This is a genomic window from Acinetobacter lwoffii (assembly GCF_024129685.1).
GTDB lineage: Bacteria > Pseudomonadota > Gammaproteobacteria > Pseudomonadales > Moraxellaceae > Acinetobacter > Acinetobacter lwoffii_X.
The window spans coordinates 1-17,923 of sequence record NZ_JAMXXL010000026.1; the positions used below are offsets into that span (position 1 = coordinate 1).

General features: G+C 42.5%; 15 protein-coding genes. 9 read left to right on the plus strand and 6 right to left on the minus strand.

Annotated features, from left to right (window positions below; all coding sequences use genetic code 11):
• Positions 1-219 precede the first annotated feature (219 nt).
• A complete protein-coding gene (locus tag NI464_RS12130) occupies positions 220-792 on the minus strand; it encodes a peptidylprolyl isomerase (RefSeq protein WP_253138671.1) in 573 nt (190 codons plus the stop codon).
• A gap of 103 nt (positions 793-895) precedes the next feature.
• On the opposite strand from NI464_RS12130, the gene NI464_RS12135 reads away from it, so the two are divergent.
• Positions 896-1,570, plus strand: coding sequence for an acetoacetate decarboxylase family protein (locus NI464_RS12135; protein WP_253138673.1), 675 nt, complete (start codon positions 896-898; stop codon positions 1,568-1,570).
• Positions 1,571-1,640: 70 nt separating this feature from the next.
• Here NI464_RS12135 and NI464_RS12140 read toward each other — a convergent pair whose 3' ends face one another.
• Positions 1,641-2,711, minus strand: a complete 1,071-nt coding sequence (locus tag NI464_RS12140; protein ID WP_253138675.1) for an alpha/beta hydrolase — start codon at positions 2,709-2,711, stop codon at positions 1,641-1,643.
• A gap of 217 nt (positions 2,712-2,928) precedes the next feature.
• Here NI464_RS12140 and NI464_RS12145 point away from each other — a divergent pair, with 217 nt between their 5' ends.
• The 6 genes from NI464_RS12145 to NI464_RS12170 all read left to right on the plus strand — a co-directional run bounded on the left by NI464_RS12145 (position 2,929) and on the right by NI464_RS12170 (position 9,478).
• The gene (locus NI464_RS12145) at positions 2,929-3,429 is read left to right on the plus strand and encodes a cell envelope integrity TolA family protein (protein WP_253138677.1); all 501 of its coding nucleotides are present in this window, start codon (positions 2,929-2,931) and stop codon (positions 3,427-3,429) included.
• Positions 3,430-4,431: 1,002 nt separating this feature from the next.
• A complete protein-coding gene (gene grpE / locus NI464_RS12150; protein ID WP_004647116.1) occupies positions 4,432-4,980 on the plus strand; it encodes a nucleotide exchange factor GrpE in 549 nt (182 codons plus the stop codon).
• Positions 4,981-5,098: 118 nt separating this feature from the next.
• Entirely contained in the window at positions 5,099-7,039 is a 1,941-nt protein-coding gene (gene dnaK / locus NI464_RS12155) for a molecular chaperone DnaK (protein ID WP_005245535.1), read from the plus strand.
• A 146-nt stretch (positions 7,040-7,185) separates the two neighbouring features.
• Positions 7,186-8,016, plus strand: a complete 831-nt coding sequence (locus NI464_RS12160; RefSeq protein ID WP_004728961.1) for an OXA-134 family carbapenem-hydrolyzing class D beta-lactamase OXA-282 — start codon at positions 7,186-7,188, stop codon at positions 8,014-8,016.
• A gap of 70 nt (positions 8,017-8,086) precedes the next feature.
• On the plus strand, positions 8,087-8,995 hold the full coding sequence (locus NI464_RS12165) for a matrixin family metalloprotease (RefSeq protein ID WP_253138679.1): 909 nt from the start codon (positions 8,087-8,089) through the stop codon (positions 8,993-8,995).
• A gap of 105 nt (positions 8,996-9,100) precedes the next feature.
• Positions 9,101-9,478 (plus strand): hypothetical protein, encoded by a 378-nt coding sequence (locus tag NI464_RS12170; protein WP_016806936.1) that lies wholly within the window; start codon positions 9,101-9,103, stop codon positions 9,476-9,478.
• 58 nt (positions 9,479-9,536) lie between these two features.
• On the opposite strand, the gene erpA is transcribed toward NI464_RS12170, so the two are convergent.
• The 4 genes from erpA to NI464_RS12190 form a co-directional block, all read right to left on the minus strand.
• Positions 9,537-9,872: an iron-sulfur cluster insertion protein ErpA gene (gene erpA / locus NI464_RS12175; RefSeq protein WP_004281944.1), complete on the minus strand. Its 336-nt coding sequence runs from the start codon at positions 9,870-9,872 to the stop codon at positions 9,537-9,539.
• Positions 9,873-9,993: 121 nt separating this feature from the next.
• Positions 9,994-11,001, minus strand: coding sequence for a putative solute-binding protein (locus NI464_RS12180; RefSeq protein WP_044111666.1), 1,008 nt, complete (start codon positions 10,999-11,001; stop codon positions 9,994-9,996).
• Positions 11,002-11,194: 193 nt separating this feature from the next.
• Positions 11,195-12,205 carry a putative solute-binding protein gene (locus NI464_RS12185; protein WP_253138681.1) on the minus strand — a complete coding sequence of 337 codons (1,011 nt, stop codon included), beginning with the start codon at positions 12,203-12,205 and terminating at the stop codon, positions 11,195-11,197.
• Positions 12,206-12,459: 254 nt separating this feature from the next.
• Complete coding sequence (locus NI464_RS12190; protein WP_253138683.1) at positions 12,460-13,464, minus strand: putative solute-binding protein; 1,005 nt, start codon at positions 13,462-13,464, stop codon at positions 12,460-12,462.
• 217 nt (positions 13,465-13,681) lie between these two features.
• Here NI464_RS12190 and NI464_RS12195 point away from each other — a divergent pair, with 217 nt between their 5' ends.
• Positions 13,682-15,613 carry an ATP-binding cassette domain-containing protein gene (locus NI464_RS12195; protein ID WP_180039049.1) on the plus strand — a complete coding sequence of 644 codons (1,932 nt, stop codon included), beginning with the start codon at positions 13,682-13,684 and terminating at the stop codon, positions 15,611-15,613.
• A 344-nt stretch (positions 15,614-15,957) separates the two neighbouring features.
• Positions 15,958-17,121, plus strand: a complete 1,164-nt coding sequence (locus tag NI464_RS12200; RefSeq protein WP_001202407.1) for a zinc-dependent alcohol dehydrogenase — start codon at positions 15,958-15,960, stop codon at positions 17,119-17,121.
• Positions 17,122-17,923: the final 802 nt, after the last annotated feature.

Sequence of the window (17,923 nt, forward strand, 5' to 3'; positions counted from 1 at the left end):
CTAACAACTCCGCCATTCTGCTTCGTTCGTTTCCGTCTATCTCGTCGGTATGTGCTCATTATAGGGCAATTTCTTACACGTGCAAGCGCTTTTAACGCACAGGAATCACGAGTGTTTTATTTTTATGCACCAAATTGGTTCAATTCCATACAATTCATTACATAAGTACATATTTTTAAAACAGAAATATAAATTAAATATTTCTGCTTTATTCTATGCCTAATTTTTTACGACTGGTGCTTTAATCGTCACACTGGTGATTTTTACAGGGTTCACCGGCACATTTTGATGCATTCCATAGTTTCGGGTCGGTACTTTGGCAATCTGATCGACGATATCCATGCCTTTAGTGACCTTACCAAATACCGCATAGCCGGCATTTCTAGCAGAACGATCCAGGAAATCATTATCGACCAGGTTTACAAAGAATTGTGCTCGGGCAGAATCCGGCTGATTGGTACGGGCCATGGCTAAAGTACCGCGTTTATTTTGCAGACCATTCGATGATTCATTTTTAATGGGTGCTTTATTATTGGCTTTTTCTTGCATGTTTACATCAAAGCCACCACCCTGCACCATAAAGCCGGGAATGACACGGTGAAAAATCGTGTCCTTATAGAAGTTGCTCTTTACATAGCTTTCGAAGTTCTTTGCCGAGATTGGGGCTTTGTCATTGAAAAGTTCAATTTCAATATTTCCAGATGAAGTCTTCATCTTAATAATCGTATTGGCAGCAAAGCTTGGCAGACTGACCGCAGCAAGTGCGATGACACATAATGATTTCTTTAACATTTATTAACTCATCTACTTAGAAGTAATGGTTGTGAATGACTATATATTAATCTTTTATAACTCATAATGCAGTGACCTGCCGACTAAAGACAAGAGAATAAGAATGAAGCATGCATTATTACAGGAGCAAAATATCCACCAGTTTCCACCTTGGCGTTTGCAGGGTGAGGGTTTTATTCTGAATTATTGGCTGACCCCCAGCTTTATTGAGCAAGCGAAACAGTTCCGGATCGCCCCTTCTCCGCTGGGTCGTATGGTCCAAGTCTTATTGGTGCGTTATCACGCTTCGCCGATTGGCCCTTATGATGAGTTACTGATTCTGGATCATCCTTTAATTAGTAAACGACGCCTCAGCTCAATTCCTAAAATTTATGTGTCTACCCATGAGTCTGTGGTACACGGTCAGCATTTATGGGGCATTCCCAAAGAACATGCGCAGTTTGAATGGCAGGAAAAGGATCAGGAAGTACTGTGTCAGATTCAACACCAGAACCAGCATATGACGATTCGGCTGAAGAAAACCAAATCCGCACGCCAGTTCTATATTAATAGTCATCATATTCCAGCATCTATGCTGAAGATTCAGCAAGCCTGGAAAGGTCAGCGTTTTCAGTTTAGTCCACAGTTCCGCGGTCACCTCTCCAAACTCTCGCAAGTAGAATGGCAAGATGCCGAAAATATATTTCCAGATTTTTCCAAAGCCAAATTGCTGCAAAGCTTTTATGTCCCCAAATTCAATCTGATCTTTCCTGAAGCGCAGATCAGCAGCAAAGTATAAGAACTGATAAAAACCTATCTACAAAAAAGGTGTTTCATGAGAAACACCTTTTTACATTCATGCCTTGGATTTAACTATTTTTGTCCCAAAATTTGCGGAAATTTTTGCTGATCTCAATCACATATTTTTTGGCACGGCGGGAGATCGGCGTCAGGTTAATAAAACCATGTGCCTGATCGGTATATTCATGATAATGAACACTCACGCCATTCTGACGTAGTTTATGTGCGTAGATTGAACCTTCATCATGCAGGACATCATGACGTGCAGTAATCACATAACTTGGCGGCAAGTTTTGCAATTCACCATAGGTGGGTGAAATCAGCGGATCATCCAGTTCAATCTGATGGGTTTGGGCATACATTAAGGTCACCAGATCAATATCCTGTTCCGAAAGTACCAGTCCATCTTTATAGGCATAAAAAGAAGGATGGCGACTTTTAAAATCAACTGCCGGATAAAGCAAAAGCTGCGCTCGTGCGGCATAAGATTTGCCTGTACTGCGCTGAGCTACAACAGTAGCCAGATTTCCTCCCGCACTGTCCCCTGCCACGGCAATGCGGTTTTTATAGACTTTTAGTTGTTTGCTATGCTGATGTGCCCAAGCCAAGGCATCTTCACAGACTTGTACCATCTGCAAGGGACTAAATTCTGGCGTCAGCGGATAAGCCACGCTTAGCACCTGTACTTTGGCATGTACTGCCAGCAAGCGACAGAATTCATCATGGCTGTCCAGACCGCCCACCATAAATGCACCGCCATGATAAAAAATCACCATCGGTAACTTCTTTTGCGGTGCAGGATGATAATGTCGTGCAAAAATACTGCCACTCTGTAGAGGAAGGCGGAGCTCTTCGACAAATTTGACCGCGGTCGGTCTAGCCCGGATCGCTTTCATACGTGCATCAAACAATGTGCGCGAATGTGCCAGATCCTCACTGATAAAACTGCTATGCCCCTGTTTTATCTGGATGGCCATCAAGCATTTAACCAATGGATCTAAATCAGGATAGACATGAGGATAATCCAGGGTCTTAACCAATGCTTCCTGTGCAATGCCAGGCAAGCGGTCCAGCATACGCGCTGCCGTCCCTTGTCCTTTTTCCATCACACTTTTCAGAACCGGAGGATTCACAGTCATTATTTTTAGTCCTTATTCTCTTAATTCTTCATAGTTTCTACACGATTAGCGTTTCAGTGACTATATTCTTATATAAGTCTTAATATCAATGTACATATAGCTTTTACCCGATACGTTACCCTCATTTATAAAAGATGTCATTGACCGTTTAAAGGTTATTTTTGACGTACTTTTGCGAGCTTAAGTATATTTTTTATTACAAACCGGGAGGATGCCTATGGCTAGCAAAATTATAGCTCTGTCTTTGGCGACTGCATTTTTAGCTGTAGGCTGCGTCGCATTTCCTGAAGATGGTGGCTATTATGATGGCCGCTATGATCAGCGTTATGACCGTCGCTATGAACTGGACCGGCGTTATGAACAAGATCGTCGCTATGAGCGGCAACGCTGGGAATATGAACAGCAACGCAAACGCATTGAACTGGATCGACGTAAACAGGAATTACAACGTCGCAATTGGGAGCAGGATCATAAAAGACAGTTAGAGCTTGATCGACGTAAAAGCCAACTGGAACGGCAGCGCCATGAACAGCAACGTAAAAATATCATGACGCAACGGCAAAAACAGGCAGAAGCAGAACGCAAGCGTCGTCAGGATCTGGAGCGTAAACGTGCAACAGATCAGCGCAGTAAAAAAGTCCAGCAAAATCGTTCTAATCAACGCTGGAATGACAACCGACGCCATCAGGAACAACGTTCACGCGATCGTCGTGACTAAGACTTGAATCACCCTCTCTATTAAAAGCCCAGACTGGGCTTTTTTAATGAAAAAGGTAGCTGCCAGATAGACAAAGGCCCTAAAGAAAATTTCTTTAGGGCCTTTGCAGAGGGTTATGTTAAACGAACTTCCACTTCGCTTATGCTTCTCAGCAATTCAACCAGAACATCCTGTTCTCTACACAAATTATCCTATCGAATCAACTTGCTCTCATGAAGCGGACATTCACTATCCAAGCTGTAAATTTTATCTTACAAACCGCTAAAATAGAGACGACTGATTCCAACAAATTCAAAAAAGGTAAATTCTGGACAAAAAAAGGCTTATCTAGAGAACAGGATAAGCCACGAAAACACATTTCAAAATAAGAAGAAACTACAGCGATAGAATCTGGAATAAATATTAATCAAAAGTTCATCTATTGTGAAAGACTTTATTGCTTAGATATTAATCGTTTTTATGTCTAATAAATAAACAGGCAAAAAAAAGCTGAGTTTTGGGGATACTCAGCTTGAAAAAAGCAACTCTAAAATAGGGCAACAGCAACCCGGTTCGGCTCTCTCCTCTGAACAAGGTCGCTGTTAATAGAAGTATGATGCAATTTTTTTACCAATACTTAAAACGGATTAAAATTATTAATTTGATTCAAAAATACGATTATTCATTTTTTATATTTATTTTCAAATACTTAATTCTTGGATTTAGTCGCCAATTAAATCTATTCAGTTCAAAATTCGGATTCATCGCTGCTGATGTCCGTGTATTTTATTCTCATCCTATCCTGCTGTTGTGTTCTGAATAGCTTGTTCTGCTATCCGCTGGATTCAGTATTTTGTATAAATCTTAAATTTAATCTGGGTCGACGCTTGAATTTTTACACCCTGCCCCGATTTCTTTAGGTAATCAAGAACTTCACAACCATGGCAGTTCAGCATAAACGCAGTGAACACTGAGGCCTAAGGACTGTACATGTTTAAGAACCCATTTAAACGGAGTAAATCAATGGCGACTGAGCAAAACGAGCAAGCTCAACAACTTGAGCAAGAGCAAGCGGAACAAGATACAGCGCAAACTCAAGCTGAAACCGAGCAGGCTGAAGTTTCCGTTGAGTCTTTACAAGAGCAGATTGCGCAGCTTGAAGGTGATTTAAAGTTAGAAAAAGCCCGTACCGCCAATGCAGTTTATGAAGCACAAAAGAGTGTTGAACGTATTCAGCGTGAATCTGAAAAGCATAAAGATACAGTTCTGGAAAAGTTCTCTAAAGAGCTTCTAGAAACAGTCGACAATCTGGAACGTGCCATTGTGGCTGCAGGTGAAGAGCAAACACCATTGCGTGAAGGTGTTGAACTGACCCTTAAATCTTTATTGCATACCTTGGAGAAATTTGGGGTTGTGGCAGTGGATACCAACAACGGTTTCAATGCTGACCTGCATCAGGCAGTCGGGATTGATCCAAATGCCAAAGCAAATGAAATTGGGACTGTTTTGCAAAAAGGCTACACGCTTAACAGTCGCTTATTGCGTCCTGCCATGGTGATGGTCGGCGCTTAAGCCAAATAAATTCGGGAGTTTGTGAAATTTTTCAAAAATTTTACTTGAAAAAAATCGAACGGCTCTCATATCGGATAACAAGTGTAAATCACAAAAAAATTTTAGAGGAAACATCCAAATGGCTAAAATCATTGGTATTGACTTAGGTACTACAAACTCATGTGTTGCAGTACTTGAAGGCGACAAAGTTAAAGTAATCGAAAACGCTGAAGGCGCGCGTACCACTCCATCTATTATTGCCTATAAAGATGGCGAAATTCTGGTAGGTCAATCTGCAAAGCGTCAAGCAGTAACGAATCCGAAAAATACATTGTTCGCGATCAAACGTTTGATCGGTCGTCGTTATGAAGACCAAGCGGTACAAAAAGATATCGGTCTGGTTCCTTACAAAATCATCAAAGCGGATAACGGTGATGCTTGGGTTGATGTCAACGACAAAAAATTGGCGCCACAACAGGTTTCTGCTGAAATCTTGAAAAAGATGAAGAAAACTGCTGAAGATTACCTGGGCGAAACCGTAACTGAAGCTGTTATTACTGTTCCTGCTTACTTCAACGATGCACAGCGTCAAGCAACTAAAGATGCAGGTAAAATTGCAGGTTTAGAAGTTAAACGTATCATCAACGAGCCAACTGCTGCGGCACTTGCGTTTGGTATGGACAAGAAAGAAGGCGATCGTAAAATCGCGGTTTACGACTTGGGTGGTGGTACTTTCGACGTTTCAATCATTGAAATTGCTGACCTTGATGGTGACCAGCAAATCGAAGTATTGTCGACTAACGGTGACACATTCCTAGGTGGTGAAGACTTCGATAACGCGTTAATCGAGTTCCTGGTTGAAGAGTTCAAGAAAGAACAAAACTTTAACCTGAAACAAGATCCACTGGCGTTACAGCGTTTAAAAGAAGCTGCTGAGAAAGCGAAGATCGAACTTTCATCTTCAAATGCAACTGAAATCAACCTTCCATACATCACTGCTGATGCGACTGGTCCTAAACACTTAGTGATCAACGTAACACGTGCAAAATTAGAAGGTCTGGTTGCTGACCTGGTTGCGCGTACCATTGAGCCTTGCCGTATTGCGCTTAAAGATGCTGGTCTTTCGACTTCTGACATCTCTGACGTGATCCTAGTGGGTGGTCAATCTCGTATGCCAATGGTTCAACAGAAGGTTCAAGAATTCTTCGGTAAAGAGCCACGTAAAGACGTAAACCCTGATGAAGCAGTCGCAATGGGTGCTGCGATTCAAGGTGCGGTACTTTCAGGTGACAAAACTGACGTACTTTTACTTGACGTAACTCCGTTGACACTTGGTATTGAAACCATGGGTGGCGTGTTGACTGCAATCATCGAGAAAAACACCACGATTCCTGCGAAGAAATCTCAAGTGTTCTCAACTGCTGCGGACAACCAGCCTGCTGTAGACATTTCAGTTTATCAAGGTGAACGTAAAATGGCGCAGCAAAACAAACTGTTAGGTAACTTCCAATTAGGCGACATTCCACCTGCGCCACGTGGTGTGCCACAAATTGAAGTATCTTTCGACATCAACGCTGATGGTATCTTGAAAGTATCTGCGAAAGACAAGAGCACTGGTAAAGAGCAATCGATCCAGATTAAAGCAAACTCAGGTTTGTCTGATGCTGAAATCGAAGCAATGATCAAAGATGCTGAAGCGAATGCTGAAGAAGACCGTAAGTTTGAAGAGCTTGCAAAAGCTCGTAACGAAGCGGATGCTTTAGTTGCTTCTTCACAAAAAGCAGTGAAAGATCTTGGCGAGCAAGTGACTGCAGACGAAAAAACTGCAATCGAAACTGCGGTTTCTGAGCTTGAAGCTGCAACTAAAGAAAATGACGTTGAAGACATCAAAGCGAAAACTGAAGCGCTGCAAAACATCATCATGCCAATTACACAACGTGCATATGAAGCAGCTCAAGGCCAAGGCGGTGCGCAAGGTTTTGATCCAAACGCATTCCAAGGCGGCGAAGGTCAAGCTCAAAAAGCGGATGACGGCGTTGTAGATGCTGAGTTCACTGAAGTAAAAGATGACAAAAAATAATTTGTCGCTTTAACTGAAAAAACCGCGCGAAAGCGCGGTTTTTTTATTTCTCAACTTGAAGGAATAAAATAAAAATTACCAAAATTTGATCGTATTTTCAGGAAAAGCTGTTTAAGTTAAATCAAACATTAAAATACCCTGAACCCATGAAAATTCTGATTTTGCTGCCTTTACTTAGTTGCTTGGGCCTGACAGCGTGTAGCCTGCCCGTTTCATCTCTCCTATCTCAAAGCACTTCGACTCAATCGACTCAAGCCATTGCCCAATTATTTGATCAGGCGCAAAGCGCGGGTGTTCTAGTGATTCAGCGTGGTCAACAGATACAGGTTTATGGTAATGATTTAAGCCGTGCAGATACCGAATATGTTCCCGCCTCTACTTTTAAAATGCTCAATGCCCTGATTGGCCTGCAACATGGCAAAGCCACAACCAATGAAATTTTTAAATGGGATGGCAAGAAACGCAGTTTTGCAGCCTGGGAAAAAGACATGACTCTCGGCGAAGCCATGCAAGCTTCTGCTGTACCCGTGTATCAGGAACTGGCACGTCGCATTGGGCTTGAATTGATGCAACAGGAAGTACAACGCATCCAATTTGGTAATCAGCAGATTGGTCAACAGGTCGATAACTTCTGGTTGGTAGGCCCTTTGAAAGTTACTCCAAAACAGGAAGTCCAATTTGTTTCTGCGTTGGCCCGAGAGCAACTGGCCTTTGATCCTCAAGTCCAGCAACAAGTCAAAGCCATGTTATTTTTACAGGAGCGGAAAGCTTATCGACTATATGTCAAATCCGGTTGGGGCATGGATGTGGAACCGCAAGTCGGCTGGCTCACCGGCTGGGTTGAAACACCGCAGGCTGAAATCGTGGCATTTTCACTCAATATGCAGATGCAAAATGGTATAGATCCGGCGATCCGCCTTGAAATTTTGCAGCAGGCTTTGGCCGAATTAGGGCTTTATCCAAAAGCTGAAGGATGATGCAAATAAGCATGGGAAAGGCATTAAAATTAAGCTATATTTTTAAAAAATAGACATTTAAATAAAAAATATGCGTCTTCTGCTCTGTCTGCTCGTAGTGGGATTGATCATGTCTGCCTATCTACATATGCAGGCCCAAACCCATCCTCAACTGCGCTATAACTCGCTGGCTGATCGCTTGACGCATCCTTTCGATACACGCTTACGTTTCCGAATTGATCAGGTCGATTCAGGCTTTGGACTAAGTAAAGATCAAGTCATTCAACTGAGCAAGGAAGCGATCGAAATCTGGCATCAGGGAAGCAATCGTGATGATTTGATGGTCTATGATGAAAATGCCAGGCTGAGTATTCACCTGATCTATGATCAACGCCAGCAAGACTATGATGCCTTGAAGAAAGTCGAAAAACAGTTGCTGGCAGATGACGCCAAGTATCAACGTCAGGTCAAAAATCTGGAAGCATCCCATCAGCATCTGGAAAGTCAGCAGCAACGCCTGATCCAGCAAAGAGATCAGATGAATAGTGAATTTCAGGCCTTACAGCAACGACGCCGTCAGCCAAATTTATCTGCTTATGAACATGAGCAGATTGAATATGAGGTTTTGGCTTTACAGCGCAAATCGGAAAGTTTTCAACGGGAACTTCAGTACCTTCAGGAACAGCAAAGTTCCTTTAATATGAATGTTTCCATGCATCAACATGGTCTGCAAAACCATCAGCAGAATATCATTCAAGCCCAACAGCGTTTCCCTGCCCGCGAATTTCATAAAGGCGTGTTTATGGGTGATCAAATTCATGTCTATCAGTTTGATGCAGAAGATGATCTCCGTCTGACTCTGGCACATGAACTCGGACATGCCTTGGGGCTGTATCACCATAATGACCCGGAAGCACTGATGTATCCGGCGCTGGGTAAACAGAATCTGCAACACTTCCAGCTGCGACCTGCAGACAAGACCTTGCTTTATAACCGTTAAGTGATCAGCTTGAATTCCCTAATTAATTTAAGTGTATAAGTATTATAAAAAACACTCTATTCTGATTTCATGTTATTGTGATTGGCTACATTGTTCAGGCCATCTTTGGAGATTCGTGTGAGTTACTACCATATTTTAATTGAAGTAAATGACCACATTAGTACGATTGATGAAACCCGTGATATCGAAATCTTTGATATCGAGGACATCCAACCCTATCTTCATTCGATTTTGCTGCCTTATTTCAATGAACAACTGATTGAACTCGACGATGAAAATCTGGAATATAAAGATATTCTGCATCTGGAAATCAAACAGACCTTATTACCGATCAATGACCTGATCGAAGAAGAACAGCGTCTGTTGCCAAGCGATACCGACATTACCATTAGCGCCTATGAAATTTTCAATAACCGCGAGTTGAGTCAGGATGTCACTACCGTGATCTTTGACCTGCTTGAAGCGGTAAAACTGGATAGCTAAACGTTCTTCCAGATATAAAAAAGTCCTCATTGAGAGGACTTTTTTTTTGTGCATGGATTTAGATCGAGAATGAAGATCCACAACCACAGGTCGTGGTCGCATTCGGGTTTTGTACCACAAAACGTGAACCTTCCAGACCTTCTAAATAATCTACCACCGAACCGACCAGATATTGATAACTCAATGAATCGACCAGGACTTTAACATCGCCATTGGCAAATTCTGCATCATCTTCATTCTGGCTTTCTGCAAAATTAAAGCCATAAGAGAAACCTGAACAGCCGCCACCGGTCACATAGACACGGAGCATTAAGTCTTGATTACCTTCACTGTCACGCAACTGGCGTACTTTATTTGCGGCATTGTCGGTGAGCACAAGCGCTTGGGCATTCATGGCGGATTCCTCTGTTGAATGGAATGTCTTTAAAAAGAAAAGACCATATTTAAGTATAGCACACTCAATATATGGTCAGTCTGCACAGATTAAAAGTCAAATCAGAGTAATTTTATCAGGATTATTTGTAGTTCTCATCCTGTAAGGCACATTCAAAGTTTTTCGGATTCTGTTTGCAGCGGAATTGCCACAGCAATTTCATCATGCGTTTGTCATAAACGCCGCGTTTGGTCAGGTCAATTCGGGAATCCCGCATCATTTTCTGGTAACCCGGTTTGTCTGCTGCAGGAATATCCATCCAGTATTTTGCTGGAATGTCCGCTTTCATTTTCCCCAAAATACCAAAGGCACGTGGTAACTGACTTCTCACCCATTCACGTGATTTCTGTCCGTAACCTGCCGGAAATTTATCTGGACGGATAATGATATTACCAGTGACCTGCAACACCGGATAATTCACAATCGCGCCTTTGCTACCCAAGCCTTTATGTAATTCCAGCGGTTTAAATACTGCTGCTGGTGCACCAATAATATCCACTTGGCCATTGTTAAACTTGGCACCAAAATTGGTGACATCGGCACTCACTGCCTGTGCGCCGACCTGCTGTACCATGATTTTTTGTGCTTCATCATAATCAAGTACGGCAATTTTTTTACCGGCTGCTTTGGCAACGGTATTAATACTGCGGTCGTTCACTAACAGAAAAGCATCACCTACAGGAATGACACCGACTACCTCATATTTGCCTTGCAGCATATGTTTGGCAAAAGTTGGACTGGCCAGTCCCTGCATCACTTTAACCGCCAGATTCAGATCTGGAATCGCGCCAATAGCATCGAGTGAACCGGTAAAATTATTGAACTGACGGCCACGCATCCCGGTCACACTAATGCCGTCACATTTTCCAGCTTTAAAATCTTCTGCAACCACCGCTTCATTGGTATTCACCCGCAGTTCGACATCTGCACCCCAATTTTTGGCCGCCAACTGATAGTCTTTCATCACACTATAGACATCACCGTTTTTACCAACCAGATCAAATACGCAAATCACCTGTTTAGCTTGCGCCAGACCTGAAACAGCCAGTGTCGCCGTAGCCAATGCCAGTGCTTTCCATCCTCTATGCATCATCCTCATTTCCTTATCGCTTGTTTTTGTTATTGCACTTTTAGTCACATGTGATTGTTTTTTATATAAAACATGCGAATTTAATAGTTAATCAAGCTTAAGCTATTTTATTCGCTGCACAATGGCAGATCTGACCTGGTTCAGCCATAAAAAAAGCCTAGATCAATCTAAGCTTTTTTCTTTAAAAATCAGATTATTCGCCAGCAATTGAACATTCAAAGTTGGCCTTATCGACAGAACAGCGTGCACGTTTTAAGACCGACATCATGCTGGCATCATAGATTCCGCGTTTGGTCATATCCATCCGGCCATCACGTAACATTTTCTGATACTTGGTTTTATCTTCAGCGCTCAGATTCATTTTATATTTCGACGGAATACCCGCTTCCAGACGGCTGATCATCCCCATGCTCTTTGGCAGGTTTTTGATAAACCACTCACGCGATTTCTGTCCAAAACCTGCGGGGAATTTTTCCGGACGAATCACAAAATCAGAGGTGACATGCAGTACCGGGAAATTAAACATTGCGCCGTTATTACCCAGACCTTTATAGATTTCTAATGGCTTGTAGGCATAAGCAGGTGCACCGACCATATCCACCTGACCATTGTTAAATTTGGCGACAAAGTTAGAAACATCGGAGATCACTGCCTGCGCACCGACGCGCTGTACCATGATTTTCTGGGCATCGTCATAGCCGAGTACGGCGAATTTCTTCCCTGCGGCTTTTTCAATCGAATTGATATTCTTGTCACGAACAAAAATAAATGCTGAACCCAACGGTGAAATACCGGCAATTTCGTATTTTTTGCCGCCCATATTACTGACCATTTTCGCTGCATTACGTTTGTCCAGAGCAAAACTGATCGCACGCTGGGCAATGGCATTACTTGGTGCACCGCCCAGTGCATCAATAGAACCAGCAAATTTATTGTATTGACGGGCACGCATGGCTGTCATAAACACACCATCACATTTACCGGCCTTGAAGTCATTGTCGGCAACCGCTTCATCCTGACGGGCAATCAGATTGATTTCTGCGCCCCAGCCTTTTGCAGCCAGTGCCCATTCTTGCGCCATCTGGAAAGACTCACCGGATTTACCCAGTAAGTCAAACACACAGATATCGACTTTTTCTGCATGCGCCGCACTTGCAAAACCAAATGCAGAGAATGCAGCCAATGATAAGAGTGTTTTTTTCATTGTAGTTATCCTTTGAAATCTTGTTATTCGCTGAGTGTCCGTACACGGGACAAATATTAAGCAAGTTTAATTAAAAAAAATAGAGCATTTACTCCATTTAAAACCGGCATTTTGGCCTATAAAGATAAATCAGCAATAGTTGCCTAAGTTATTTTTAAATATATATTTAAATATCAATATCTTAATATTTAAAACTGCTTTCTTATAATTACATTTACCCAGATATAGTTACAAAGATATACATGATTTCAGATTTATTCGCCACCAATCGAACATTCAAAATTGGTTCTTTCTACCGTACAACGCGCGCGTTTCAATACGTTCATCATGCCCTGATCATAAATCCCCTGTTTGGTTAAATCGATCCGCCCATCACGCAGAATCTTTTGGTAGGCCACACGATCTTCACGGCTTAGATTCAGAATATATTTGCTTGGAATCTCAGCTTCCATGCGCTTGACCATGGCAAAGCTGCGCGGTAACTGTTTCACAAACCAGTTTCGGGATTGTGCGGCAAAGCTTGCCGGAAACTTTTCCTGACGAATAATCAGATCAGCAGTGACATTAATCACCGGAAAATTAATCATTGCGCCTTGACGGCCTAGTCCTTTCTGTAATTCCAGCGGTTTAAATGCATAAGCCGGTGCAGCGACAATATCCACTTCGCCCTGATTAAACTTGCGAATAAAATTGGAAATTTCCGACATGACCGGTACTGCTTCAATCCGGTCGACCATGATTTTTTGCGCATAGTCATAATGCAGCACGGCAAATTTCTTGTCTTTGACCTGTTCCAGTTTATTTAGAGTACGATCACGAACAAAAATATAGGCTGGGCCAATCTGACCAATACCCGCCACTTCGAATTTTTCTTTGCCAATCTGGGTGATCAGGCGTTTGCTATTGCGTTTATCCAGTACATAGCTGATGGCTTTCATGGCAATGTCATTATTCGGCACGCCGCCAATTGCATCAATCGATCCAGCAAATTTGTTATAAGCCCGGGCACGCATTGAGGTCATATAGAAGGCATCACATTTTCCGGCTTTGACGTCCTGATCGACCTTGGCTTCATCCTGATAAGCGCTTAGCTGAATTTCGGCACCCCAGCCTTTTGCTGCCAGCGCCCATTCCTCCAGCAGTTTGTAAGACTCACCAGATTTCCCCAGTAAATCAAAAACACAGACATTCACTCTGGCTTGAGTTGAAGTCGACACCAAAATGCCGAGTGCCGATAAAATTAAACATCCCTTTTTCATTTTTATTTGACTCTATGATATTTTTTGCTCCATCAGCCAGAACTATAAACCACTGTTCATGCATAAAATAGAGCTTTTACTCAACTTATGCGTCCACCCTAGATCAATTGACAGAGGTGAAAAGCACACTCATTTCAGCAAAAACGGTAAGATTTTTCATTTTCACAGGGCTTTCCTTTAGAATAGGCGCATCTTATTTCTTAGCTTTGATTTCTCAATGATTCAGTTAGACCAGTTATCTATACGTCGCGGTGGACGTGTTTTATTTCAAAAAGCGTCGATGCAGTTACACCCAGGATGGAAAATTGGCCTAACCGGTGTCAATGGTGCTGGAAAATCTACCCTGTTTTCAGCCTTGCTGGGCGGTATGGAATCGGACACCGGTTCACTGACCCGACCTGCGGTATGGACCGTGGCGCATATGGCTCAGGAAATCAAAGCACTGAATATGAAAGCGATTGATTTCGTATTGTCGGGCGATGAAGAATACTGGGATATTCAGCAGAAACTCGATCAGCCGGATCAACTGGATGATGCAGAACTGGCCCATTTATATGGCCGTTTTGATGAAATTTCCGGTTATTCAGCTCCTGCCAAAGCCTCACAGCTGATGGCCGGTCTGGGCTTCTTTGAACATCAATCACAACTAGATGTTTCAAGTTTTTCCGGTGGCTGGCGTATGCGTTTAAACTTGGCGCGTACCTTAATGAGCCGCTCGGACTTACTGCTCCTCGATGAACCGACCAACCATCTGGACTTGGATGCGATTCTCTGGCTAGAAGACTGGCTGAAAGCCTATGAAGGCACCTTGGTGCTGATTTCGCATGACCGGGACTTCCTCGATGCGATTACCGACCATATTTTACATATCGAAAATCAGGAACTCATTTTATATACCGGTAACTATTCGACTTTCGAGCGTACCCGTAGTGAACGTCTGGCGCAGCAGCAACAGGCGTATGAAAAGCAGCTGGAAACCCGCGCGCATCTGCAAAAATATATTGACCGTTTTAAAGCACAAGCGACCAAAGCCAAACAGGCACAGAGCCGGATCAAACAGCTGGAACGTATGCAGGAACTATCTGCTGCCCATGTCGATACACCATTTACTTTCAGTTTCCGCGAACCGACCAAAATGAGTTCGCCGTTATTGCAACTGGAACATGCCGATATTGGTTATGGCGACAAGCTGATTGTTACCAATGTAAATTTACAGATCACGCCCAACAGCCGGATCGGGTTACTCGGGATGAATGGTGCAGGTAAATCCACGCTGATTAAATCGCTGGTCGGTGACCTGAAACTGATTCAGGGCCTGCGTAAAGATTCAGAGCTACTGAATATTGGTTATTTTGCCCAGCATCAGATGGATGCACTGGATGGTAATGCCAGTCCGATGTTACAGCTGGCACGTATTGCCGATAAAAAAATCAGTGAAGCCAGCCTGCGTTCTTTCTTGGGTAGTTTCGGTTTTAGTGGCGAACGTATGGATACGCCGAGTGAAAGTTTTTCGGGTGGTGAACGTGCACGTTTGGCCCTAGCGCTGATTGTTTGGCAGCGTCCGAATGTACTGATTCTGGATGAGCCGACCAACCATTTAGACCTCGATATGCGTCATGCACTGACCATGGCCTTGCAAGATTTCCAAGGCGCGGTGGTTCTGGTTTCGCATGAACGTCAGCTCATCGCCAGTGTCTGTGACGAACTGCTACTGGTACATAATGGTCAATGCCGAGAATTTGACGGCGATCTCACCGCCTATGCTGACTGGTTACGCCAAGCCCGTATTGAAATGATCAAAAATGGACAGAAGCCAGCAGAACCGGTGAAATCCCAAGTCGAAGTCAAACCCACCATTTCCAAACTGGACAAGGAAGCACAACGTAAGGAAGCTGCTCGCCAGCGGGAACTAAGTCGTCCGATTCGCAAGAATATTGAAAAATGCGAAGCACAGATGGCCAAACTGCAGCCACGACTGGCTGAAATTGAAAGCTTGCTGGGTGACAGTGCTTTATACGAAGCATCACGTAAAAATGATTTGCTGAAACTGATGAATGAGCAAACCGAGCTAAAAGCCAAACTGGAAACAGCCGAAGAGCAAATGCTGGAACTGATGATGGAACTGGAAAGTCTGGAACAGTCTTTCTAAAGCTCTTTTAGTAAGATTTAATATAAGAGAGATGGGTAACCAGCGTTGCTCATCTCTTTTTTATTCACTATTTTTAATGTTTTCTCTTTCATTTTTGCACCTGTATTTTTTTCATCTAGTTCTAGATGTTTCTTTAATCCCGTTCTTTTCTATTCATTCGACACATAAGGTCACGAATTACGTAAACCCTATATAAGTTTATTTTTTAAACAGTTGAATGCCTTATTTCATACATTAATTTACAGCACACTGTTTCCTCCTAAGGCTCTAATACAAGTGTTTTTTAATTTTTGGCAGCCTTGCTACGAGTCTGTTTAATGTTGAACTAGAGAGAGGAAATCCGCATGCGTGCTCTTACCTATCATGGTGCTCGGGATGTACGAGTTGAATCCGTTCCAGATCCAGTGATTCAGGAACCAGATGACGTTATTTTAAGGGTGACAGCCACCGCCATCTGTGGCTCAGATCTGCATTTATACCGGGGCAAAATCCCAGCTACTGAAGACGGTGATATTTTCGGCCATGAATTTATGGGAATTGTAGAAGAAGTCGGCCCTGAAGTAACCGAAGTCAAAAAAGGTGACCGGGTGATTATTCCCTTTGTGATTGCATGCGGTCACTGTTTTTTCTGTGAACATGAACTCATGGCTGCCTGTGAAAATACCAATACTGGCCGTGGTGCAATTCTCAATAAAAAACAGATTCCACCAGGTGCAGCTTTATTTGGCTTTAGCCATCTGTATGGGGGTATACCGGGTGGTCAGGCCGAATATGTGCGGATTCCCAAGGGCAATGTCGGACCATTTAAAGTACCAGGTTCCCTGCCTGATGAAAAAGTATTATTCCTGACCGATATTCTGCCAACCGCGTGGCAAGCAGTAAACAATGCCCAAGTTGGTCGAGGTTCCAGTGTGGCGATTTATGGTGCCGGTCCGGTCGGTCTGCTGGCTGCTGCCTGCGCGCGGATGCTCGGTGCCGAGCAGATCTTTATGGTCGATCACCATCCTTACCGTCTGCGTTTCGCACATCAAACCTATGGGGTAATTCCTGTCAATTTTGATGAAGTCGATGCTGCTGAATTTATCATTCAAAACACCACAGGTTATCGTGGAGTCGATGCCGTCATTGATGCGGTCGGTTTTGAAGCCAAAGGCAGCATGCTGGAAACCGTAATGACCAACCTGAAATTAGAAGGTTCGAGTGGTTCAGCGCTAAGACAATGTATTGCAGCGGTCCGCCGCGGCGGTGTAGTGAGTGTACCTGGAGTTTATGCTGGTCCAATTCACGGCTTCCTGTTTGGTGATGCCTTTGACAAAGGTTTAACCTTTAAAATGGGACAAACCCATGTGCATAACTACTTGCCGCAGTTGCTAGAACATATTGAAAATGGAGATCTGTCTCCAGATCTGATTATTACCCATCGCATGAAACTGGAAGATGCTGCGGAAGGTTACCGTATTTTTGATAAAAAGGAAGAAGACTGCCGTAAAGTCATTTTAACACCATAAATATGATTAAAAAAAAGCGCCGTCAGGCGCTTTTTTATTTTTCATCGTCATTTTATCAATCCTCTTTTTCTTGTTCCTAATCAATATCATTTCAGCGATTCCCTCCCTCTTTTCTATCGAGTAATAAAAGAAGTGCCCGATTTTCAATAATGAAATCAAAAAATAAGCCATAAGAGAGAAAAAGAAAAAGTTAAGCGAAAATCGATAAAAGTATGATTCTGAAATAAAAATGAAAGTTCACTTGATTATTAAATCAATTATGTAGTTTAACTACACCTTTATTTTTAATTAAAAATATGTTCCACGCCAATGATTAGATAAACTACACCATATTTATAAGTATTTAATTTATAATAATTTTTTTATTTTAAAACCCATCCAAGGAATCGTCTGGTCATACTAGCGATATCTCGCCAAATCCCTTTTAAATTTAAAATGCCATTTTAAATTTAAAAACACTTACCCACAAGACAAGAGAGTTTAAATTTGAATTTAAAATGAAGAATTAATACATGGATTAAAGTTTGTGGAAAAATATTATCTTATTCACATAAAAATTATGGATAACTTTAGAGTTATCCATATCTCTGATCAGGCTTTCTAGATGCTTGAAGCAATATTATTCACGTATTATTTAGCGTATTAGACCAAGTTTCTTATAAGCTATTGAAAATTTAAAATTTAGTTTTAGCAGCTTTTTATTTATTTTTGAGATATTGGATCTTCTGAATAGGCGATTTATTATTTTTTAGTCGAATCCACCTAAAGTATTCGATCTGTTTTTATTACACGCATCTTTAAA